We start from the raw sequence: 20,071 nt of genomic DNA on the forward strand, positions 1-20,071 counted from the left end.
ACTGCGACCACTGTGGCTTGAACCCCTGCCACTCGCTGCGCAGCCAGTCATCCAGCTCGGCGGTCAGGCCGTCGTAGGCGCTGAACAAGTCGTCGACCTGAGTCGGCGTCACTTCGCTGTGCACATGCACTCGATAGAACTTGCCCACCGTTCCAACGAACGTGCCCTTGCCTTGCGCATCAAGGGTCACGGGGGTGCTCTCGCCGCTCTCCACGGCCACCACATCGACCACGATATTGCCCAACGCAATGTCGTACACCGACTCGAACTTGCTTTCGATCTCCATCTCCCCGCCCTGCGGGCACTGGAAGACGCTGGAGAAAAAATCGTTGTCGCCGACGCTGACAGCGGTGCGGCTGTCACCGAAGCGGATGACCCGCTCCATGCCCATCAGCGACGGTAGATCCGTCGCCTGGCTGAGCTGGTCCGCCGTGCGGCTGGCCCAGTGCTTGAGCTGTTCGCGATAGAGGCTGAGGGTCTCCGGGAAGCTGTCGAGTTCTTGCTCGATACGAGCGATGGCTTCCATCAGTGCACGTCTGCGTGCGTGATGGGCGGGTTGATCCGGTCGAGCATGAGCGTTCCCTCGCGCAAAAAAATTAGGCGCGGGAACTGTGCGGGGGATCAATCAGGAAAGAAGTCAGGCAAGTAGGCGATGGCTGTAGGACTAATCTGTAAAAAGTCGGCAACTGATAAACAGCCTCGCAAAAACGCAAACGCGGCGTGAGGTTTCCCTCACGCCGCGTTTAAAAAACACAGACCCAGTTGTTATGGCGCAGCGTCGCGCGCGCTCAACTCTTGCAGTTTGTGTTCGGCCAATGGATGCCCGGCCTTGGCGGCCATGCTCCACCAGCGTGCCGCTTCGTCAGGGTCAGGGGCCTTGCTCGGGCTGCCGGCCAGACAAATGACGCCGACCTGATAAGCCGCTTTGCCATCACCTGCCAGCGCTGCCAGACGCAGCAAGCGCACACCCTCTTCACGCGCGCCGAGACCAACGCCGCGAAATGTCAGGATGTGCCCATAGAAGCTTTGCGCGTCGACATCGCCAAGGTTGGCCATGCGCGCGAACTGCCCTTCCAGCCAGCGCCAGCCGCGTGGTTGGCGGACGAACCATGACCAGTGAAACAGCCTGCGGGCCAGCCAGTAAACGGCCCGCGCCTTGAGTCGTAAAAACACTCAGGCCTCCGCCGATTCCGGGTACTCGTATTCGAAGACTCTGACCACTTCAGAAGCATGCCACGAGGCTGCGGCGACGCCGTCGGACGGCCCGGAAAAACGCCCCAGGCGTTCAACGCATTCAAAAAATCCGGTGCGCGGCAGGCGACTGGCACCTTGGCTGATGACCAGCGAACTGCGCAAGGGCTGTTCGGCCTTGGCATCCAGCGCTGCCAGATGTTCGAGCGCGGCGGTCAGGGTTTGCATCGCCGGTGTCGGCAGTTGCAAACGCTCTAGCAGCGCCCGGTATGTCAGAAGATGGCGCTGACGGCGCGCCTGATCAAGTTCCCCCAGCAATCCGTCCCAATGTTGACGACTGATGCGTACGCTCACGATTCATCCCTCCAACCTGGCACCGTCAGTTCCCAGGCCAGGCTGCGGCGAATCGCGGCGTCGGGCAGACGCTCGCCACTTTCGATCATGGCCAGATAAGACGGGCTGATGCCTACCGTGCGGGCCAGCGCCTCGATGGCGATGCCCTTCCCTTCGCGCAAACTGCGTAGTTGATCCAGACCCGGAAGAATCGGCTCCGGTGCTGCCGCGAGCGGCGCTGGGGCCGGCTGCGACGGTGTTGCGTTGATACCTGCTGCTTTCAATAGAGCCTGATATTGAGCCCAAGGCAGAACCGCGTATTCGGGTTCGCCATCGCGTGCAATTATCTGAATATCCATGACTACCCCGTAGGACAACAACACTTAGCGAGTCGGCACTTTTCCCTAGAAGTGTAATCCTAACAGCGGCTAAGGTCGCGGGGGGTATCTATCTGTAAAAGGGACTACAACAATCAGGGCTTTTTCGGGCCCTGAAGTTGAAGTTGTTCAGGGGTATCGGGCAACCGCTCGACCACGGCGAGCTTCTCCGGTTGCTGGCGTTTGCGCCAGAGACGGAAGGCATTGAGTTCATCGTCGAGGGTTTTCATCAGCCAGGCGAGCACGGCGATGTCGTCGAGCATGCCGAATACCGGGATGAAATCCGGAATGGCATCGACAGGGCTGAGGAAATACATCAACCCCGCCACTACCGAAACCAGCGCTTTGCCACTGATGGCGCGGTACTCGCCGCGCCAGTAAGCCAGGCACAAGGCCTGGAGCAGACGCAGGTCATCTTTGAGCTTGCCAAGGCGATTGCCCTGCGCGGCGCCTTTGCTGGCCACGGCGAACAGCAAGGTCGGCAGACGGCCACGGGCCAGCAAGCGGCCGGCCAAGGGCAGGAATCGAGCGAAATTCCACGGAGCTTTCATCTATTCCTCCCGTTGAAATGTTATCCACACAAATTGTGGATAACCTTGTGAACAGAGCTGCATTTCAGCGCTGAGAGCCCCGTTTTATATGGGCTGCGCTCAGATCGGGCGTTTTTTACTCACATAAAAAACCCCAATATTTCATTGACTTGGCGGCTTGGTGCGTCTAGCACCGGCAGTCTCAAAGCTATGACTGCCCTGATCGGCATCCGTTCGCTCTGTTTACCTTTGCCAACGTGCAGATGCAACAACGCCCCGCTTAAGCGAGGCGTTGTTGTTGAAGCCGAGGCCGATTACTTGGCAGCAGCGGCGTCTTCTTTGGCTGGATCCTTGATGGCCAGCAGTTCCAGGTCGAAAACCAGAACCGAGTTGGCCGGGATTGCCGGGCTTGGCGATTGCGCGCCGTAAGCCAGATCGCTAGGGATGTACAGTTTGTACTTCTCGCCAACGTGCATCAGTTGCAGACCTTCAACCCAACCCGGGATCACGCCGCTCACCGGCAGATCGATCGGGCTGCCGCGCTCGACGGAGCTGTCGAATACGGTGCCGTTGGTCAGCTTGCCGGTGTAGTGAACAGTCACTACGTCGGTAGGCTTAGGCTGTGGGCCATCGGCCTTCTTGACCACTTCGTATTGCAGGCCGGAAGCGGTGGTCGTTACACCTGCTTTCTTGCCGTTTTCTTCGAGGAATTTCTTGCCGGCAGTTGCCGACTCTTCGCTCATCTTGGCCATGCGCTCTTCAGCACGCTTTTGCAGCGCGGCGAAGGCTTCGACCAGTTCTTCGTCTTTCAGCTTCTGTTCTTTCTTGCCGACGGCATCTTCGATGCCCTGGGCTACCGCTTTGGAGTCCAGATCATCCATGCCTTCCTGAGCAAGGCTCTTGCCCATGTTCAGGCCGATACCGTAGGAAGCTTTTTGCGCCGGGGTTTTCAGCTCTACGCTGGTCTGCGAATCACAACCCGCGAGGACCAGGCTAACCAGGGCAACCGCCGCCGCCAACCGATGCTGTTTCATGCTATTTCCTTGTTCATGCGCCGAAAGGGCAATCGAGTAAAGCCGCGAGCTTATCAGGCCGCCACGACCAATGGCTACCGGCATGAGAGCAGTAAAGCGGCGATAAGTTCAGGGATTAAAACGCATTCGGGCAAAGCGACGATGAAGCTTCTGTCATCTTGCCCTGACAGCAGCTTGATCTTCCTCGTACACGATCTGACGTAATGGCCACTTGCCGCATCAGGCTTGGCTCAGGCATAACAGCGCAACAATTCGACAAGGATGTTTAACTTGCGCCTCTTATTCCGTGTTCTGGCTTTGATCGTCGTACTGTTGGGAATCGTCCTGGCGGTAGTGCTGTATTACATCGTCAACCCGAAACTGCCCTTCTATACCCCCGCCGAACAGGTGCATTACCTGAACCAATGGTCGGAAGCAGAACGGCAGATCTACTATTTCACCCCCCAAGGCACTCAGGTCAAAGGTCTGCGCTATGAGTGGTTCCAGGCGCTGGAACTGCCCTTCTCCGAGCAACGTTTCGCCGCGCCCGATTACCTGGCCCGTTTCGGCTTTCTGATTGATCCGCAACAGAAAGCCACGCCGAACAACCCCGGCAACCTGCCTGTGGGCTTTGCCCGGCATCAAAATCCCGGCAGTTCCGAGCAATATCTGGACATAACTTGCGCCGCTTGCCACACCGGCGAACTGCGTTTCAAAGGTCAGGCCGTGCGCATCGACGGCGGGACAGCGCAGCATGTGTTGCCGTCCAGCGTTCCTACACTACGTGGCGGCAGTTTCGGACAGGCCTTGGTCGCCAGTCTGACCTCGACTTATTACAACCCATGGAAATTCGAACGCTTCGCCCGCCAGGTCCTGGGCGATGCATACGACGCGCGCCATCAACAACTGCGCAACGACTTCAAACAATCGCTCGATACTTTCCTCAAGGTCGCCTGGAACGACACCCATCGCGGCCTCTACCCGACCGAAGAAGGCCCGGGCCGTACCGATGCATTCGGGCGAATTGCCAACGCGACGTTTGGCGATGCGATCTCCCCCGCCAACTACCGCGTGGCCAACGCGCCAGTGGATTACCCGCAGTTGTGGGACATGTGGACGTTCGACTGGGTGCAGTGGAACGGTTCGGCACAGCAGCCAATGGCGCGCAATGTCGGCGAGGCGCTGGGTGTCGGCGCCACCTTGAATTTCTTCGATGCCAATGGCCAACCGCTGCAAGGCGAAGCACGTTATCCCTCCAGCGTCCGCGTGCGTGATCTGCACACGATTGAGCAGACCCTGCAAAAACTTCAGCCACCCGCGTGGCCGGAAGACGTGTTGGGCGCCGTGGACAAGACGTTAGCCAGCAAAGGTCGTACGTTGTTCGCCGAGAACTGCGCGGGCTGTCACGTGCCGCGCAAAACCGAGGAAGGCGGACGCTGGGTGCAACATTTGCACATGCTGCCGTTGGACGTCATCGGCACCGATCCTAACGCGGCCAACAACATTGCCAGCCACCGCTTCGACCTCTCCGCGCTGCAATGGGACTTGAACGAACTGGAAAAAATGGATGTGAAGTTGCATCCAACGCCCAAGGAACCTCTGGATCTCAGCCAATTATCGGTCGCTAAAGGCCTGGCGTATGTCACCGCATTCGTCGAAAACCGCGCCTATCGCGAAGCCAAGGTCACACCGCAGGAAAAGCCTGGCCTCGACGGATTCGGTTTGCCCATCGGCGTTCGCGAAAAAGTCGCTTACAAAGCCCGGCCATTGGCGGGCATTTGGGCGACCGCGCCGTTTCTGCACAACGGGTCGGTGCCGAGCCTTTATCAATTGCTCTCGCCCCAGGATGAACGCGCGACCACCTTCTATAAAGGCAACTTCGAATATGACCCTCGGCATCTGGGCTATCGCACCGAGGCATTTACCAATGGTTTTCTGTTCGATACGCGCATCAGCGGCAACCACAACAGCGGGCATGAGTTCCGTGCCGGCGAGCGTGGCAACGGGGTGATCGGCAGACTGCTGCAGCCGGAAGAACGCTGGGCGCTGCTCGAATACCTGAAAGTGCTGGGCGGCCCGCTGGAGGCGCAATTGCCATGATCCTGCCGACATTCAAGAAAGAACTGCCTTTACTCGCCCGGATCTGGTTGTGGCTGGGGCGCTTGCTGGGCAAAACCTTGTTGATCCTGCTCATCATTGGCCTGCTTGGCTGGGCGATCGCTACGGCCTGGTTTGCCTGGCATGACCGCGGCCCGGTTTCGGCGCTGGAGCAGATTCCGCCCGGTGAGGCGGCAATGACGCAAGATGTGATCCAGACCGCCGTGCGCATCGTCGATCAGCATCGTGAAGGCACGCGTTATTTACGCGACGCACACGCCAAGGCGCATGGTTGTGTGAGGGCTGAGGTACGCGTGCTGCCGGACCTCGCGCAATCGCTGCGCCAAGGCGTGTTCAGTGAGCCGGGGAAAACCTGGCAGGCGATGATTCGCCTGTCGAATGGCAACGCTTATCCGCAATTTGACAGCATCCGCGACGCTCGGGGCATGGCGATCAAATTGCTGGATGTGCCGGGTAAACAGTTGCTGGGGGATCGCGAGGAACGCCGCGAACAGGATTTCGTGATGTTCAGCCATGCGAACTTCTTTGTCAGCGATGTCGCCGAGTATCGTCAGAATGTGGCGGCGCAGGCTGACGGAAAGAAGGTCACGGCGTTTTTTCCGGGGTGGGATCCGCGCACCTGGCAGATCCGCCATTTGTTTATTGCGCTGGCAACGCTGGCACCACCGCCGGACAGCCCGACGCAGACCACTTACTTTTCGGTATCGCCGTACAAATTCGGAGAAGCCAACGCGAAATTCCGGGTGATGCCGGATCCGCAGAGTTGCCCGGCCTACGCGTTGCCCAAACAGAATCACGATCTGCCGAATTTTCTGCGTAGCGCTCTGAATCAGCAGTTGTCAGCGGATCGGGTGCCGGCGTGTTTTGTCCTGCAGATTCAGCGCCAGGATGCGCACAAGTACATGCCGATCGAGGACACCAGCATTGAATGGCGCGAGGAAGACTCGCCATTCGAAACCGTGGCGCGGATCACTTTGCCGCCCCAGGACTTCGATACGCCGGCGCTGAATCTGGCGTGCGACAACCTGTCGTTCAATCCGTGGTTTGGTATCGAGGCGCATCGGCCGATTGGCGGGATCAATCGTCTGCGTAAAGCGGTGTATGAAGCGGTGAGCGACTATCGCCACAGCCAGAATGCCGCGCACTAAAAAAATATGCACATAACCTGTGGCGAGGGGATTTATCCCCGTTGGGCTGCGAAGCGGCCCCCCGCTTTTAAAATCTGGGCCTGCTGCGCAGGCCAACGGGGATAAATCCCCTCGCCACAGGTCAGCATCAAATCTGAGATTTCATAAACCCCAGACAGCAAAAAGCCCGCACTATGCGGGCTTTCTGTGGACTCTGGCGTTCAGTGTTCCAGATTCCGAATATGGCGCAGCGGACGGGACTCGAACCCGCGACCCCCGGCGTGACAGGCCGGTATTCTAACCGACTGAACTACCGCTGCGCGAAACGCTTGAAACGAATGGTGGGTGATGACGGGATCGAACCGCCGACATTCTGCTTGTAAGGCAGACGCTCTCCCAGCTGAGCTAATCACCCTTCGCTTCGTTACGGGACGCATTATGCCACAAGTTTTCATAAAGTGTTGATTTAATTGAAGTTTTTTTCAAATAAATCCGAAAACCGGTAAAACGACACATCCCGCGGGTACAACTGTACAAACCTTGAGGCAGAAAAAAACCCGCTTTGGCGGGTTTTTCCGTGGTGACCTGGCGTTCAGTGGTCCAGGTTACCGAATATGGCGCAGCGGACGGGACTCGAACCCGCGACCCCCGGCGTGACAGGCCGGTATTCTAACCGACTGAACTACCGCTGCGCTAAACACTTGAAACGAATGGTGGGTGATGACGGGATCGAACCGCCGACATTCTGCTTGTAAGGCAGACGCTCTCCCAGCTGAGCTAATCACCCTTCGCTTCGGTGTGGCGCGCATTCTACGGAGCGACCCAACCTCTGGCAAGCACTTTTTTAAATAATTTTCTCAGGCCTTCCAAAGGCTTAGAGAAGGGTTGGCCTATTAGACGGCGAAGACAATAATGCCCCCCTTTGTATAAAGGAGAGACTCACCCCATGTGGTTCAAAAACCTGCTTATCTATCGCCTGACCCAAGACCTGCCTGTCGATGCCGAGGCGCTGGAAACTGCACTGGCCACCAAACTGGCGCGTCCATGTGCAAGCCAGGAGTTGACCACCTACGGTTTCGTCGCGCCGTTCGGCAAAGGCGAAGATGCTCCACTGGTGCATGTCAGCGGTGACTTCCTGCTGATTTCCGCGCGCAAAGAAGAACGCATCCTGCCGGGCAGCGTCGTACGTGACGCCGTAAAGGAAAAGGTCGAAGAGATCGAAGCCGAGCAGATGCGCAAGGTCTATAAAAAGGAACGCGATCAGATCAAGGATGAAATCATCCAGGCGTTCCTGCCGCGCGCGTTTATCCGTCGCTCGTCGACTTTCGCCGCCATCGCGCCGAAACAGGGCCTGATCCTGGTCAACTCGGCCAGCCCGAAACGCGCCGAAGACCTGCTGTCGACCCTGCGCGAAGTGATCGGCACCCTGCCCGTCCGCCCGCTGACCGTGAAAATGTCGCCAACCGCGACCATGACCGAATGGGTCACCACGCAAAAAACCGCCGACGACTTCTATGTATTGGACGAGTGCGAACTGCGCGACACCCACGAAGACGGCGGTATTGTGCGTTGCAAGCGTCAGGACCTGACCAGCGAAGAAATCCAGCTGCACCTGAGCACTGGCAAAGTCGTGACTCAATTGTCGCTGGCCTGGCAGGACAAGCTGTCGTTCATGCTTGATGACAAGATGACCGTCAAGCGCCTGAAGTTCGAAGATCTGTTGCAGGATCAGGCGGAACAGGACGGCGGCGATGAAGCGTTGGGGCAACTGGATGCCAGCTTCACGCTGATGATGCTGACGTTCGGCGACTTCCTCCCGGCGCTGGTGGAAGCGTTGGGTGGGGAAGAGACTCCGCAGGGGATCTAACGCCAACCAGTTCCTGATGAAGGAACCGGTTCAAATGTGGGAGCTGGCTTGCCAGCGATAGCGGTGTTACAGATGGCTTATATGGAGTCTGACACGCCGCCATCGCTGGCAAGCCAGCTCCCACAGTGTTTTTTGGTGTAACCAATAATAAGGAACAAGCCATGCGCGCACTGGCTGCACTCAGCCGCTTTGTCGGCAATACCTTCGCTTACTGGGTTCTGATTTTCGCGGTCATCGCGTTCCTGCAACCGACATGGTTCCTCAGCCTGAAAAGCGCGATAGTGCCGCTGCTCGGGCTGGTGATGTTCGGTATGGGCCTGACCCTCAAACTCGACGACTTCGCTGCCGTTGCCCGCCATCCATGGCGTGTAGCGCTGGGCGTGGTTGCCCATTTCGTGATCATGCCCGGCGTGGCGTGGTTGCTCTGCCAGGTGTTTCACCTGCCCCCGGAAATCGCCGTCGGGGTGATTCTGGTCGGCTGCTGCCCAAGCGGCACCTCGTCCAACGTGATGACTTGGCTGGCGCGCGGCGATCTGGCGTTGTCGGTGGCCATCGCAGCCGTCACCACCCTCCTCGCTCCGCTGCTAACCCCGGCGCTGATCTGGCTGCTGGCTTCGGCGTGGTTGCCGGTGTCGTTCATGGAGCTGTTCTGGTCAATCCTGCAAGTGGTGCTGCTGCCGATCATTCTCGGCGTGGTTGCCCAGCGCTTGCTCGGCGACAAGGTTCGTCATGCCGTGGACGTGTTGCCGCTGGTGTCGGTGGTCAGCATCGTTATTATCGTGACCGCTGTGGTCGCGGCCAGCCAGGCAAAAATCGCCGAATCCGGCCTGTTGATCATGGCCGTGGTGATGCTGCACAACAGCTTCGGGTATCTGCTGGGTTACTTCACCGGTCGGCTGTTCAAACTGCCATTGGCTCAACGCAAATCGCTGGCGCTGGAAGTCGGCATGCAGAATTCGGGATTGGGCGCCGCGTTGGCCAGTGCGCATTTCTCGCCATTGGCGGCAGTGCCGAGTGCGCTGTTCAGCGTCTGGCACAACATTTCCGGAGCGTTGCTCTCGACGTACTTCCGCCGCATGAGTGAAAAGGAAGACCGCGAAGCGCTGGCGCAACAAGCCGCCGACTGAGGGCAAACTTGATCCCCGGATTAATGCTGGTCAAACTGTTGCGCAACGCGGGGACGACCCTGCGGCTCGATCGAGTCATTAATCTGGGGACGACCCCGTCAATCGATGGAGGTCTTTCATGTCCTGGATCATTCTGTTTTTCGCCGGCCTGTTTGAAGTCGGCTGGGCCGTCGGCCTGAAATACACCGACGGTTTCAGCCGTCCACTTCCTACTGCATTGACCGTTGCGGCCATGGCCATCAGCCTTGGCTTGCTTGGCCTTGCGATGAAGGAATTGCCGTTGGGCACGGCGTATGCGATCTGGACCGGCGTCGGTGCCGTGGGCACGGTGATTGCCGGGATCATCCTGTTTGGCGAGTCGATGGCGTTGATTCGGCTGGCCAGCGTGGCGTTGATCATTACCGGGTTGATCGGGCTTAAGGTCAGCGCCTAGGCCTCTGTCCCCATCGCTGGCAAGCCAGCTCCCACAGGTTCTTTGGTGTACACAAATAAGGTGTCCACTGAAGATCACTGTGGGAGCTGGCTTGCCAGCGATGAGGCCAACACAATCAGCGACTATCTAACCCCCCCGCGCAACTCCCCGACCAACCCCTGCAACTTCGCCGGCTCCGCCGCTTCAACGTCGACCGGCGCGCCCGCCACCAACGTCACCCGCGACCACAACCGGTGGAAAAAGCCCTTGTTCGGATCGCGACTGAAGAAGCTCCCCCACAGCCCCTGCAATGCCAGCGGAATCACCGGCACCGGCGTCTCTTCGAGAATCCGCGTCAGCCCACCCTTGAACTCATTGATCTCGCCATCTGCGGTCAACTTGCCTTCCGGGAAGATGCACACCAGCTCACCGTCCTTCAGGTATTGAGCAATCCGGGTGAAAGCCTTTTCGTAGATCTGGATGTCTTCCTGCCGCCCCGCGATAGGAATAGTCCCCGCTGTGCGAAAGATAAAGTTCAGCACCGGCAGATTGTAGATTTTGTAGTACATGACAAAGCGAATCGGCCGACGCACCGCGCCGCCAATCAACAAGGCATCGACGAAGGAAACGTGGTTGCACACCAGCAGCGCCGCGCCCTCATCAGGAATAGCTTCAAGGTTGCGATGCTCGACGCGGTACATGGAATGGCTGAGCAGCCAGATCATGAAACGCATACTGAACTCGGGGACGATCTTGAAGATGTAGGCGTTGACGCCGATGTTGAGCAGCGAGACCACCAGGAACAGCTGCGGGATCGACAGTTTGACCACGCTCAACAGCACGATCGAAACAATGGCCGACACCACCATAAACAGTGCGTTGAGAATGTTGTTGGCGGCAATCACCCGCGCCCGCTCGTTCTCGGCGGTGCGCGACTGGATCAGCGCGTACAGCGGCACAATATAGAAGCCGCCGAAAATGCCGAGGCCGAGAATGTCGATCAGCACCGCCCAGGTGTGCACAAAGCCCAGCACTTCGGTCCAGCTGTGGCCAGTGACGCTGTCCGGAATACCGCCGGAATGCCACCACAGCAACAAGCCGAACACCGTCAGGCCGAACGAGCCGAACGGCACCAGACCGATCTCGACCTTACGCCCGGAAAGCTTCTCGCAGAGCATCGAACCGAGGGCGATACCCACCGAGAACACCGTCAGAATCAAGGTGACCACGGTTTCATCGCCGTGCATCCACTCCTTGGCGTACGCCGGGATCTGCGTCAGGTAAATCGCCCCGACAAACCAGAACCACGAGTTGCCGACAATCGAGCGCGACACTGCAGGCGTCTGGCCCAGGCCAAGTTTCAGCGTGGCCCAGGATTGACTGAAAATGTTCCAGTTCAGGCGCATTTCCGGGGTCGCCGCTGCCGCGCGCGGAATGCTGCGACTGGCCAGGTAACCGAGCACTGCAATGCCGACGATGGCACCGGAAACCAGTGGCGCATAGTGCGTGGAGGACATGATGACCCCGGCGCCGATGGTGCCGGCGAGGATCGCCAGAAACGTGCCCATCTCCACCAGACCATTGCCACCGACCAGCTCATCCTCGCGCAATGCCTGCGGCAGGATCGAATACTTCACCGGCCCGAACAGCGCCGAGTGCGTGCCCATGGCGAAGAGCGCCACCAGCATCAACGACAGATGATCGAAGAGGAAACCGACGGAGCCGATCGCCATGATGGCGATCTCCGCAAGCTTGATGACCCGGATCAACGCGTCCTTGGCGAACTTTTCGCCGAATTGCCCGGCCAGCGCCGAGAACAGGAAAAACGGCAGGATAAACAGCAACGCACACAGGTTGACCCAGATCGAACGATCACCCTCGATGGCCAGCCGATAAAGAATCGCCAGGATCAGCGACTGTTTAAACACGTTGTCGTTAAACGCACCGAGCGACTGCGTAATGAAAAATGGCAGGAAGCGCCGAGTGCGCAGCAGGTTGAACTGTGAGGGGTGACTCATCTTCCGTGTTTCCCTGATTGTGCTTAGCTGATTGTGCTTGGAAAGGGCCTGGGTAGTGCTTATTGGAATCTCAAACCGAGATTCAGGCCACACCTTACCTAAACTTTTCAGGTTATTTCTTTAAACCTGCGATGCACGGCGAGACAAACAGCTCGCCGCGCCAAGCACCTTGCACGGTGCGTTTGCCGACGATTAGCCACATCACCGCGAGCAACGTCACCAGCACGGTGCCGAACACGCTGAAAAACGTCAGGTTGAGAACATTCGCCAGTTTCAGCGTGGCCAGCGAATACACGCCCAGCGGGAAGGTGAAGCCCCACCAGCCGAGGTTGAACGGGATGCCGTCACGCAGATAGCGCACGGTGATCAGCAGCGCCATCAACATCCACCACAAGCCGAAGCCCCACAAGGTAATGCCGGCCACCAGGCCCAGGCCCGCAGCGATTTCACCGACCCCCGGCAAACCGTTGGCAGCAAAGATTGCCGGTGCATCCCCCCCCAGCAGCAACATGCCCAGCGCGCCGGTGCCGATCGGGCCGAGAGCCAGCCAGCTTGAGGCGGCCATGTTTTCGTGGGGCAGTTTGTGCAGCGCCATGCGCAGCAGCAGGATGGTCAGAATGCTGAACGCCACCGGCAGGGAAAAAGCCCAGAGCACGTAGCTCGTCGTCAGCACCACCAGTTGCGAGTGGGCGTCGGTCAGGTGCGGCGCGAGCAAACCACCGCTGGCCGCCGCCACTTCTGCCGCCACCACTGGCAGCAGCCAGACGGCGGTCATCTGGTCGATGCTGTGTTCTTGTCGGGTAAACATCATGTAGGGAATCAATACGCCACAGGCCAGCGACATGGCTACATCAATCCACCACAGCACTTCGGCGAGATGAATCACCCCGTCGCCCCAACGCGGCAGGCCGAACAGCAGAAAGCCGTTGATGATCGTCGCCAGGCCCATGGGAATGGTGCCGAAGAACATCGACACGGTGGAGTGCCCGAAAATCCGCCGGGCTTCATCGAAGAACAAAATCCACCGAGCGGCATACGCCGCGGTAAACAGGCAGAACAACAGAATGTTGAACAACCACAGCCCTTCGGCCACGACGTGCATGCCAGGGATTGCCACTGGCAATTGCGCCAGGGCCAACGCCAGCACGCCGGTACCCATGGTCGCGGCGAACCAGTTCGGCGTGAATTGGCGGATAACTTCACGCGGGTGCTGAAGCTGGCTGAGCGGCTTGATGCCGGGTTTGCTGCTGTTGGGGCAAATCATCATGAACTCCTGTCCTCGGGTGAGGTTGAGTTCATGGTAGAACTGAATCGAATATCTATATAACGGGTAATTTCTCTAACTGTTATCTGTTTTACCAATAAGCGCTTAGACGCTGCCCTCGGACTCGATCACCAGAATCCTCGCCACGCCTTGCGGATGGGCGACATGCTCGGTGCCAATCGAGGCATGAAAGATGTCGCCAACGCCCATCTGCACCTGTTTTTCTTCGCCCTGCTCTCGATAGTGCATCAGCACTTGGCCGTCGAGCACCACGAACACTTCCTCACCATCGTTGACGTGCCATTTGTATGGCTGATCGGTCCAGTGCAGACGCGTGGTGATGCCGTTCATGTTGGCGATGTCCAGCGCGCCCCAGGCGCGGTCGGCGGTGAAGGTCTTGCTGCGAATAATCTTCATGAATCGATCCGTGAGGAGAAGGCTGAGCAAGGCTAACCGAAACCGCAATGCTTATGGAGCGCTGCACACCTTGGCGGGGGCTGGACGCAGGCTGAGCAGCAGCGCGCCAACCGCCAGCACGATCAACACGGCACCGTAGCCGTCGGTGGTCGTGAGCAAACCCACGTTGCGCGCCAGATACCCGGCCAGCAGTGCCGGCAAGCAAAACGCCAGATAGCTGAGTGCGTAATACGCCGACATCAACCCCGCCCGCTCATGGGGCAAGGCCAGCGGCACCAGGCTGCGCACCGCACCGAGAAAACCCGCGCCGAAACCGCAACCGGCGACCAGCGTGCCAACAAAGAACAACGTCAGGCTGGCGCTGTGCACCCCCAGCAGAATCAGCACCAGACCGATCGGCAGCAAACTCGCGCCCAGTTGCAGCGAGCGTCGGGCGCTGCGATTGCGCAAGGTGAAGATCATCAGGGCGCCAGTCAGGGTCAAGGCCGCCACCGTCGCCCCGCCGATCAGGTTCGACGTCGATCCGGTGGCGGTGCGCACCAGCGAGGGCGCCAGTGACGCGTAAAAACCACCCAACGCCCAGGTGGCAGTGTTCAACGGCAGGACTTTCCACAAGGTCGCGCGCGCCTGAACCGGCACATGCAGGGTCGGCCGCAGCGATGCCCAGGCGCCAGCTTGCGGCGTGACGCTTTCCGGCAGACGCCAGACGTAAATCCCCTGCAACACAAACAATCCGAGCAGCAACCAATAGGTCAGTTGCAACGGCGCCGGGGCAAACTCGGCGAGCAAGCCACAGCCCATGCCGCCCAGCGCCATTCCCAACAACGGCGCCACACTGTTGATCAACGGCCCCTGCTGACGGTCGGTGTCAAGCAACGTCGCGCTCAACACGGCGGTGGCCATGCCGGTGGCGAAACCTTGCAAGACACGCGCGCTGATCAGCCATGCCACGTTGTCGGCATAGATGAACAGCAGCATCGCCAGCGCATTGAGCAGCACCGCGCTGAAGATCACCGGTTTGCGCCCCAGATGGTCAGACAGCGACCCCACTGTTAATAACGCCGCCAACAGACTCAGTGCATAGACGCCGAAGATCAGCGTCAGCACCGCCGAGGAGAAGTGCAGTTGATCCTGATAGAGATGATAGAGCGGCGTCGGCGCCGTGGACGCTGCGAGAAAACTCAGTAAGGTGATCGCCAGAAACCACAGGCTGGATCGATGGGAAGCAAGGCTGGTCATGGGCACACTCCGCAAAAGCTAATTTTTTGCTTTTGCGGAGTGTGCTACCGCTTCGCGCTTAAAGCAAATTCTTTGTGTTAAGGTCTGCCGCATGGCTATTAAAGAAGGTTTACGCCCCGGTGGCCGCAGTGCCCGGGTACAAGAGTCGATTCATTCGGCAGTCCACGCGCTTCTGCAAGAACAGGAGCGTTCCACCGTGACCGTCCCGCAAATCGCGGCCCGCGCAGGGGTGACGCCGTCGACGATTTATCGGCGCTGGGGTGATCTGGCGGCGTTGCTCGCCGACGTCGCCCTCGCCCGCATGCGCCCCGACAGCGCGCCGGCAGAAACCGGCAGCCTGCGCAGCGATATCCGCGCGTGGGCCGAGCAGTATCTCGATGAGATGAGTTCCGAGCCCGGGCGCAACATGATGCGCGACGTCCAGGCGAGTGCGACGCCGGGGTATTGCGTGACGATTATTGGCGCGCAGTTGCAGACGATCATTGAGCGGCATCCCGATGAAGTGGCGCCGAGTGTTGATCGGCTGATCAATCTGGTGGTCGCGCCGGTGGTGTTCCGGATTCTGTTTTCGGCGGCGGCGCTGGAGGTGGAAGAACTGCACAGGTTGATTGATATCGCATTGCAGCAGAACTGACCCCGATTTCCATGCAGGAGCTGCGGCACGCTGCGATCTTTTGATCTTTGAAATCAAGATCAAAAGATCGCAGCGTGCCGCAGCTCCTACAGGGTTTTGCTCGAGCACCACCCTGCGACACCCCGCCGCGCCACGACCTTGGTCGACACTGACTAACCGCCCTGCGCATGCGAGACTGTCCGCCCGGGCAGGACTGCCGGGGAGTCTTCTGTCGGGAGTGTTGCATGTCGTTGTCCACCGGGCTGATCGCCGCCGTCGCCCTGGCCTATATGGCCATCATGTTCGCCATCGCCTTCTACGGCGACCGTCGCAGCGCGCCCTTGCCGCCGCGCATGCGTGCCTGGGTGTACAGCCTGTCGCTGGCGGTTTACTGCACCAGTTGGACGTTCTTCGGCGCGGTTGGCCAGGCTGCCGAACAACTGTGGTCATTCCTGCCGATCTACCTCGGGCCGATCCTGCTGCTGCTCGGCGCGCCGTGGGTACTGCAGAAAATGGTGATGATCAGCAAACAGGAGAACATCACCTCCATCGCCGACTTTATCGCCGCGCGTTACGGCAAATCGCAATCGCTGGCGGTGGTCGTCGCGCTGATCTGCCTGGTCGGCGTCCTCCCCTACATCGCCCTGCAACTCAAAGGCATCGTCCTCGGCGTAAACCTGTTGATCGGCGCCGGTGCCGACGCCATGGGCACCCGCGCCCAGGACACCGCGCTGATCGTGTCGCTGGTGCTGGCGCTGTTCACCATCGTCTTCGGTACGCGCAACCTCGACGCCACCGAACACCACCGTGGCATGGTGTTGGCGATTGCCTTCGAATCGCTGGTCAAGCTGTTCGCCTTTCTCGCCGTCGGCGCCTTCGTCACTTACGGCTTGTACGACGGTTTTGACGACTTGTTCAATCAGGCCATGCTCGCCCCGCGCCTTGAGGAATACTGGAAGGAAACCATCAACTGGCCGTCAATGGTGGTGCAGACCGGCGTGGCGATGATGGCGATTATCTGCCTGCCTCGGCAGTTCCACGTCACGGTGGTGGAGAACATCGACCCGCAGGATCTGCGTCTGGCCAAGTGGGTGTTCCCGGCTTATCTCGCCCTGGCCGCGCTGTTTGTCGTGCCGATCGCGCTCGCCGGTCAGATGCTGCTGCCAAGCGACGTGCTGCCGGACTCCTTCGTGATCAGCCTGCCACTGGCGCAGGCGCATCCGGCGCTGGCGATGCTGGCGTTTATCGGTGGCGCGTCGGCGGCGACCGGCATGGTTATCGTCGCCAGCGTGGCGCTGTCGACCATGGTCTCCAACGACATGCTGTTGCCATGGCTGTTGCGACGTAACAACGCCGAGCGCCCCTTCGAAGTGTTCCGCCAGTGGATGCTCTCGGTGCGTCGCGTCAGCATCGTGCTGATTCTGTTGCTGGCATACGTCAGCTATCGCCTGCTGGGCTCGACGGCGAGCCTGGCAACCATCGGCCAGATTGCCTTTGCCGCGGTGACCCAACTGGCGCCCGCCATGCTCGGCGCGCTGTACTGGAAACAGGCCAACCGCCGCGGCGTGTTTGCCGGCCTCGCCGCCGGTACGTTCCTGTGGTTCTACACCCTGATTCTGCCGATTGCGGCGCACAGTCTCGGCTGGTCGCTGAGCAGTTTTCCGGGGCTCGCGTGGCTGCACAGCAATCCGCTGAACCTGCCGATCACCCCGCTGACCCAAGGCGTGGTGCTGTCGCTGGCCGGTAACTTCACCTTGTTCGCCTGGGTTTCGGTGCTGTCGCGTACGCGGGTGTCGGAGCATTGGCAGGCGGGACGTTTCATCGGTCAGGAGATCAGCGCGCGTCCGAGCGCACGCTCGATGCTCGCGGTGCAAATCGATGACTTGCTGCAACTGGCGGCACGCTTTGTCGGTGAAGAACGTGCGCGCCAGAGCTTCATCCGCTTCGCTTACCGTCAGGGCAAAGGCTTCAACCCCAACCAGAACGCCGACAGCGAATGGATCGCCCACACCGAGCGGTTGCTGGCCGGTGTGCTCGGTGCTTCTTCGACGCGCGCCGTGGTAAAAGCCGCCATCGAAGGTCGGGAAATGCAGTTGGAGGATGTCGTCCGTATCGCCGACGAAGCCTCGGAGGTGCTGCAGTTCAACCGTGCCTTGCTGCAAGGTGCGATCGAGAACATTACCCAGGGCATCAGCGTGGTCGACCAGTCGCTGAAACTGGTGGCGTGGAATCGTCGTTATCTGGAGCTGTTCAATTATCCCGACGGTTTGATCAGCGTCGGCCGCCCGATTGCCGACATCATTCGCTACAACGCCGAGCGCGGTTTGTGTGGTCCCGGCGAAGCCGAAGTCCACGTTGCCCGCCGCCTGCACTGGATGCGTCAGGGCCGCGCGCACACCTCTGAGCGACTGTTCCCCAACGGCCGGGTGATCGAGTTGATCGGCAACCCGATGCCGGGCGGCGGTTTCGTCATGAGTTTCACCGACATCACCGCGTTCCGCGAAGCCGAGCAGGCGCTGACCGAGGCCAACGAAGGCCTCGAACAACGGGTCAGCGAGCGCACACAAGAGCTGTCGCAACTCAACGTCGCGCTGACCGAAGCCAAGGGCACCGCCGAGGCGGCCAACCAGTCGAAAACCCGTTTCCTCGCCGCCGTCAGCCATGACCTGATGCAGCCGCTGAACGCCGCGCGGCTGTTCTCCGCCGCCCTCTCGCATCAGGACGACGGCTTGAGCAGCGAGGCGCAGAAACTGGTGCAGCACCTCGACAGTTCGCTGCGTTCGGCCGAAGACCTGATCAGCGATCTGCTGGACATTTCCCGACTGGAAAACGGCAAGATCAACCCGGACCGCAAGCCATTTGCAGTCAACGAACTGTTCGACACCCTCGGCGCCGAGTTCAAGGCGCTGGCGCAGGAACAAGGCCTGACTTTCCGGGTGCGCGGCAGTCATTTGCGCATCGATAGCGACATCAAACTGCTGCGGCGGATTTTACAGAACTTCCTCACCAACGCCTTCCGTTACGCCAAGGGCCCGGTGCTGCTGGGTGTGCGCCGGCGTGGCGGCGAGTTGTGCCTGGAAGTGTGGGATCGCGGGCCGGGGATTCCCGAAGACAAACAGCAGGTAATTTTCGAGGAGTTCAAACGCCTCGACAGCCACCAGACCCGCGCCGAAAAAGGCCTCGGTTTGGGTCTGGCGATTGCCGATGGGTTATGTCGCGTGCTCGGCCACACCTTGCGCGTGCGTTCGTGGCCGGGGCGTGGCAGCGTGTTCAGCGTCAGCGTGCCATTGGCCCGCACGCAAACTGTGCCGGTGACTGCGGCCGTCGAGCTGAATGGCAAGTTGTTGAGTGGCGCACGGGTGCTGTGCATCGACAACGAAGACAGCATTCTGATCGGCATGAACAGCCTGTTGAGCCGCTGGGGTTGTCAGGTCTGGACGGCGCGTAATCGCGAGGAATGCGCGGCGTTGCTGAATGATGGCGTACGTCCGCAATTGGCGCTGGTCGACTATCACCTCGATCACGGTGACACCGGCACCGAGTTGATGGCGTGGCTGCGCACCACGCTGGGCGAGCCGGTGCCGGGGGTGGTGATCAGTGCTGACGGGCGTCCGGAGATGGTGGCGCAGGTGCATGCGGCGGGGCTGGATTATCTGGCCAAACCGGTGAAACCGGCGGCGTTGCGGGCGCTGTTGAGTCGGTATGTGCCGCTCTAAAAGCAAAAGATCGCAGCCTTCGGCAGCCCCTGCACGCGATCCATGTAGGAGCTGCCGAAGGCTGCGATCTTTTGCTCTTCCGAACAATTTCAGCTGCTCGCTACGACTGACTAGATTGCCGCGCCCTGGTCCAAAGCCATAGCGATTCCGGCCGATCCGATGAAGTCTGAAAGTTAACCAAGGCTTCAGAGCATGGACAGCTCAGTCTTCAATCAGACCCAGCTCTTGTTGCGCCCGCACGTCGCCCGCACGGGCCGCCTGGCGCAAAAGATCGTGACCGATGCGCCGGTCCCGGGCATTGCCGCACTCACGGCACATCAGTTGGCCGAGACGGCTTTGCGCAACGACCACGCCTTCGCGTGCCGGTTGCTTGAGCAAGCGTCCGGCGAGGTGCTTGGCATTATGGCTGTCACTCAAGCGCGGGCTATCGAGCAGCCATTCAGCTACACGCACGGAAAAGCGCTTGGGTGGGGTAACAGGCGAGTGTTGTGAGGTAACAGAGTCTGATGCTGAGCGAAACTTCATAAAGCACTGTGGGACAGATCGGAAGGCGCGCCACTCTACTCTCTTTTTCTTACAGGTAAAGTCGAAAAACAACCCGGCACGCCCGTGCTAGAGCAAGCGCTCGGGACAATCCACAGAAGCTGTGGATAACTCAGTGGACAACCGCCCTTCAACCCTCGCAAAGCCTTGTGGAATGGGGCTCGCA

General features: G+C 59.7%; 17 protein-coding genes, 4 tRNA genes and 1 pseudogene. 7 read left to right on the plus strand and 15 right to left on the minus strand.

Going from position 1 to position 20,071, the window contains the following annotated elements:
* The 6 genes and pseudogenes from PMI37_RS02895 to PMI37_RS02920 form a co-directional block, all read right to left on the minus strand.
* Positions 1 to 526: pseudogene (locus tag PMI37_RS02895) on the minus strand (type IV secretion protein Rhs); the annotation flags it as partial.
* Between the two features lie 239 nt (positions 527 to 765).
* The gene (locus tag PMI37_RS02900) at positions 766 to 1,173 is read right to left on the minus strand and encodes an SEL1-like repeat protein (RefSeq protein ID WP_008077886.1); all 408 of its coding nucleotides are present in this window, start codon (positions 1,171 to 1,173) and stop codon (positions 766 to 768) included.
* Complete coding sequence (locus PMI37_RS02905) at positions 1,174 to 1,545, minus strand: hypothetical protein (protein ID WP_003223109.1); 372 nt, start codon at positions 1,543 to 1,545, stop codon at positions 1,174 to 1,176.
* Complete coding sequence (locus PMI37_RS02910) at positions 1,542 to 1,883, minus strand: helix-turn-helix domain-containing protein (protein WP_008077887.1); 342 nt, start codon at positions 1,881 to 1,883, stop codon at positions 1,542 to 1,544. The genes PMI37_RS02905 and PMI37_RS02910 overlap by 4 nt, the downstream gene beginning before the upstream one ends.
* Positions 1,884 to 1,996: 113 nt before the next feature.
* On the minus strand, positions 1,997 to 2,452 hold the full coding sequence (locus PMI37_RS02915; protein ID WP_008077888.1) for a YkvA family protein: 456 nt from the start codon (positions 2,450 to 2,452) through the stop codon (positions 1,997 to 1,999).
* A 293-nt stretch (positions 2,453 to 2,745) separates the two neighbouring features.
* Positions 2,746 to 3,465: an FKBP-type peptidyl-prolyl cis-trans isomerase gene (locus PMI37_RS02920; RefSeq protein ID WP_008077889.1), complete on the minus strand. Its 720-nt coding sequence runs from the start codon at positions 3,463 to 3,465 to the stop codon at positions 2,746 to 2,748.
* Between the two features lie 270 nt (positions 3,466 to 3,735).
* On the opposite strand from PMI37_RS02920, the gene PMI37_RS02925 reads away from it, so the two are divergent.
* Both PMI37_RS02925 and PMI37_RS02930 read left to right on the plus strand, forming a co-directional pair.
* Positions 3,736 to 5,544, plus strand: coding sequence for a di-heme-cytochrome C peroxidase (locus PMI37_RS02925; protein ID WP_008077890.1), 1,809 nt, complete (start codon positions 3,736 to 3,738; stop codon positions 5,542 to 5,544).
* Positions 5,541 to 6,710 carry a catalase family protein gene (locus PMI37_RS02930; RefSeq protein WP_008077891.1) on the plus strand — a complete coding sequence of 390 codons (1,170 nt, stop codon included), beginning with the start codon at positions 5,541 to 5,543 and terminating at the stop codon, positions 6,708 to 6,710. Before PMI37_RS02925 ends, PMI37_RS02930 begins: the two co-directional genes overlap by 4 nt.
* A 222-nt stretch (positions 6,711 to 6,932) precedes the next feature.
* On the opposite strand, the gene PMI37_RS02935 is transcribed toward PMI37_RS02930, so the two are convergent.
* From PMI37_RS02935 to PMI37_RS02950, 4 genes are all read right to left on the minus strand, one after another.
* Positions 6,933 to 7,009 (minus strand) — tRNA-Asp (locus PMI37_RS02935).
* A gap of 19 nt (positions 7,010 to 7,028) precedes the next feature.
* Positions 7,029 to 7,104: transfer RNA gene (locus tag PMI37_RS02940), tRNA-Val, on the minus strand.
* 200 nt (positions 7,105 to 7,304) lie between these two features.
* Positions 7,305 to 7,381, minus strand: a tRNA-Asp gene (locus PMI37_RS02945).
* 19 nt (positions 7,382 to 7,400) lie between these two features.
* Positions 7,401 to 7,476 (minus strand) — tRNA-Val (locus PMI37_RS02950).
* Positions 7,477 to 7,635: 159 nt separating this feature from the next.
* On the opposite strand from PMI37_RS02950, the gene rdgC reads away from it, so the two are divergent.
* The 3 genes from rdgC to sugE all read left to right on the plus strand — a co-directional run bounded on the left by rdgC (position 7,636) and on the right by sugE (position 10,116).
* Positions 7,636 to 8,556, plus strand: a complete 921-nt coding sequence (gene rdgC / locus PMI37_RS02955) for a recombination-associated protein RdgC (protein WP_008077892.1) — start codon at positions 7,636 to 7,638, stop codon at positions 8,554 to 8,556.
* A gap of 161 nt (positions 8,557 to 8,717) precedes the next feature.
* Positions 8,718 to 9,683, plus strand: a complete 966-nt coding sequence (locus tag PMI37_RS02960; RefSeq protein WP_008077893.1) for a bile acid:sodium symporter family protein — start codon at positions 8,718 to 8,720, stop codon at positions 9,681 to 9,683.
* Positions 9,684 to 9,801: 118 nt separating this feature from the next.
* Complete coding sequence (gene sugE, locus PMI37_RS02965) at positions 9,802 to 10,116, plus strand: quaternary ammonium compound efflux SMR transporter SugE (protein ID WP_008077894.1); 315 nt, start codon at positions 9,802 to 9,804, stop codon at positions 10,114 to 10,116.
* Positions 10,117 to 10,238: 122 nt separating this feature from the next.
* Here sugE and PMI37_RS02970 read toward each other — a convergent pair whose 3' ends face one another.
* From PMI37_RS02970 to PMI37_RS02985, 4 genes are all read right to left on the minus strand, one after another.
* Positions 10,239 to 12,113 (minus strand): MFS transporter, encoded by a 1,875-nt coding sequence (locus PMI37_RS02970; RefSeq protein ID WP_008077895.1) that lies wholly within the window; start codon positions 12,111 to 12,113, stop codon positions 10,239 to 10,241.
* Between the two features lie 112 nt (positions 12,114 to 12,225).
* Positions 12,226 to 13,377 carry a TDT family transporter gene (locus PMI37_RS02975; RefSeq protein ID WP_008077896.1) on the minus strand — a complete coding sequence of 384 codons (1,152 nt, stop codon included), beginning with the start codon at positions 13,375 to 13,377 and terminating at the stop codon, positions 12,226 to 12,228.
* Between the two features lie 105 nt (positions 13,378 to 13,482).
* Positions 13,483 to 13,794 (minus strand): cupin domain-containing protein, encoded by a 312-nt coding sequence (locus PMI37_RS02980; RefSeq protein WP_008077897.1) that lies wholly within the window; start codon positions 13,792 to 13,794, stop codon positions 13,483 to 13,485.
* Positions 13,795 to 13,845: 51 nt separating this feature from the next.
* The gene (locus PMI37_RS02985; protein ID WP_008077898.1) at positions 13,846 to 15,033 is read right to left on the minus strand and encodes an MFS transporter; all 1,188 of its coding nucleotides are present in this window, start codon (positions 15,031 to 15,033) and stop codon (positions 13,846 to 13,848) included.
* Between the two features lie 91 nt (positions 15,034 to 15,124).
* Between PMI37_RS02985 and PMI37_RS02990 the strand changes: the two genes are divergently transcribed.
* Together PMI37_RS02990 and PMI37_RS02995 are read left to right on the plus strand one after the other, a co-directional pair.
* The gene (locus tag PMI37_RS02990; RefSeq protein ID WP_008077899.1) at positions 15,125 to 15,667 is read left to right on the plus strand and encodes a TetR/AcrR family transcriptional regulator; all 543 of its coding nucleotides are present in this window, start codon (positions 15,125 to 15,127) and stop codon (positions 15,665 to 15,667) included.
* 224 nt (positions 15,668 to 15,891) lie between these two features.
* Positions 15,892 to 19,362: a hybrid sensor histidine kinase/response regulator gene (locus PMI37_RS02995; RefSeq protein WP_008077900.1), complete on the plus strand. Its 3,471-nt coding sequence runs from the start codon at positions 15,892 to 15,894 to the stop codon at positions 19,360 to 19,362.
* A 201-nt stretch (positions 19,363 to 19,563) separates the two neighbouring features.
* On the opposite strand, the gene PMI37_RS31105 is transcribed toward PMI37_RS02995, so the two are convergent.
* On the minus strand, positions 19,564 to 19,887 hold the full coding sequence (locus PMI37_RS31105; RefSeq protein WP_081500489.1) for a hypothetical protein: 324 nt from the start codon (positions 19,885 to 19,887) through the stop codon (positions 19,564 to 19,566).
* Positions 19,888 to 20,071: the final 184 nt, after the last annotated feature.

Source organism: Pseudomonas sp. GM80, from assembly GCF_000282515.1.
GTDB lineage: Bacteria > Pseudomonadota > Gammaproteobacteria > Pseudomonadales > Pseudomonadaceae > Aquipseudomonas.

What these genes read in the sequence shown, in the direction of transcription:
- PMI37_RS02995 (WP_008077900.1), top strand. Translation starts at nt 15,892, where the DNA reads ATGTCGTTGTCCACCGGGCTGATCGCCGCCGTCGCCCTGGCCTATATG.
- PMI37_RS02975 (WP_008077896.1), bottom strand. Translation starts at nt 13,377, where the DNA reads ATGATTTGCCCCAACAGCAGCAAACCCGGCATCAAGCCGCTCAGCCAG.
- rdgC (WP_008077892.1), top strand. Translation starts at nt 7,636, where the DNA reads ATGTGGTTCAAAAACCTGCTTATCTATCGCCTGACCCAAGACCTGCCT.
- PMI37_RS02980 (WP_008077897.1), bottom strand. Translation starts at nt 13,794, where the DNA reads ATGAAGATTATTCGCAGCAAGACCTTCACCGCCGACCGCGCCTGGGGC.
- PMI37_RS02920 (WP_008077889.1), bottom strand. Translation starts at nt 3,465, where the DNA reads ATGAAACAGCATCGGTTGGCGGCGGCGGTTGCCCTGGTTAGCCTGGTC.
- PMI37_RS31105 (WP_081500489.1), bottom strand. Translation starts at nt 19,887, where the DNA reads ATGAAGTTTCGCTCAGCATCAGACTCTGTTACCTCACAACACTCGCCT.
- sugE (WP_008077894.1), top strand. Translation starts at nt 9,802, where the DNA reads ATGTCCTGGATCATTCTGTTTTTCGCCGGCCTGTTTGAAGTCGGCTGG.
- PMI37_RS02910 (WP_008077887.1), bottom strand. Translation starts at nt 1,883, where the DNA reads ATGGATATTCAGATAATTGCACGCGATGGCGAACCCGAATACGCGGTT.
- PMI37_RS02915 (WP_008077888.1), bottom strand. Translation starts at nt 2,452, where the DNA reads ATGAAAGCTCCGTGGAATTTCGCTCGATTCCTGCCCTTGGCCGGCCGC.
- PMI37_RS02960 (WP_008077893.1), top strand. Translation starts at nt 8,718, where the DNA reads ATGCGCGCACTGGCTGCACTCAGCCGCTTTGTCGGCAATACCTTCGCT.
- PMI37_RS02985 (WP_008077898.1), bottom strand. Translation starts at nt 15,033, where the DNA reads ATGACCAGCCTTGCTTCCCATCGATCCAGCCTGTGGTTTCTGGCGATC.
- PMI37_RS02930 (WP_008077891.1), top strand. Translation starts at nt 5,541, where the DNA reads ATGATCCTGCCGACATTCAAGAAAGAACTGCCTTTACTCGCCCGGATC.
- PMI37_RS02970 (WP_008077895.1), bottom strand. Translation starts at nt 12,113, where the DNA reads ATGAGTCACCCCTCACAGTTCAACCTGCTGCGCACTCGGCGCTTCCTG.
- PMI37_RS02990 (WP_008077899.1), top strand. Translation starts at nt 15,125, where the DNA reads ATGGCTATTAAAGAAGGTTTACGCCCCGGTGGCCGCAGTGCCCGGGTA.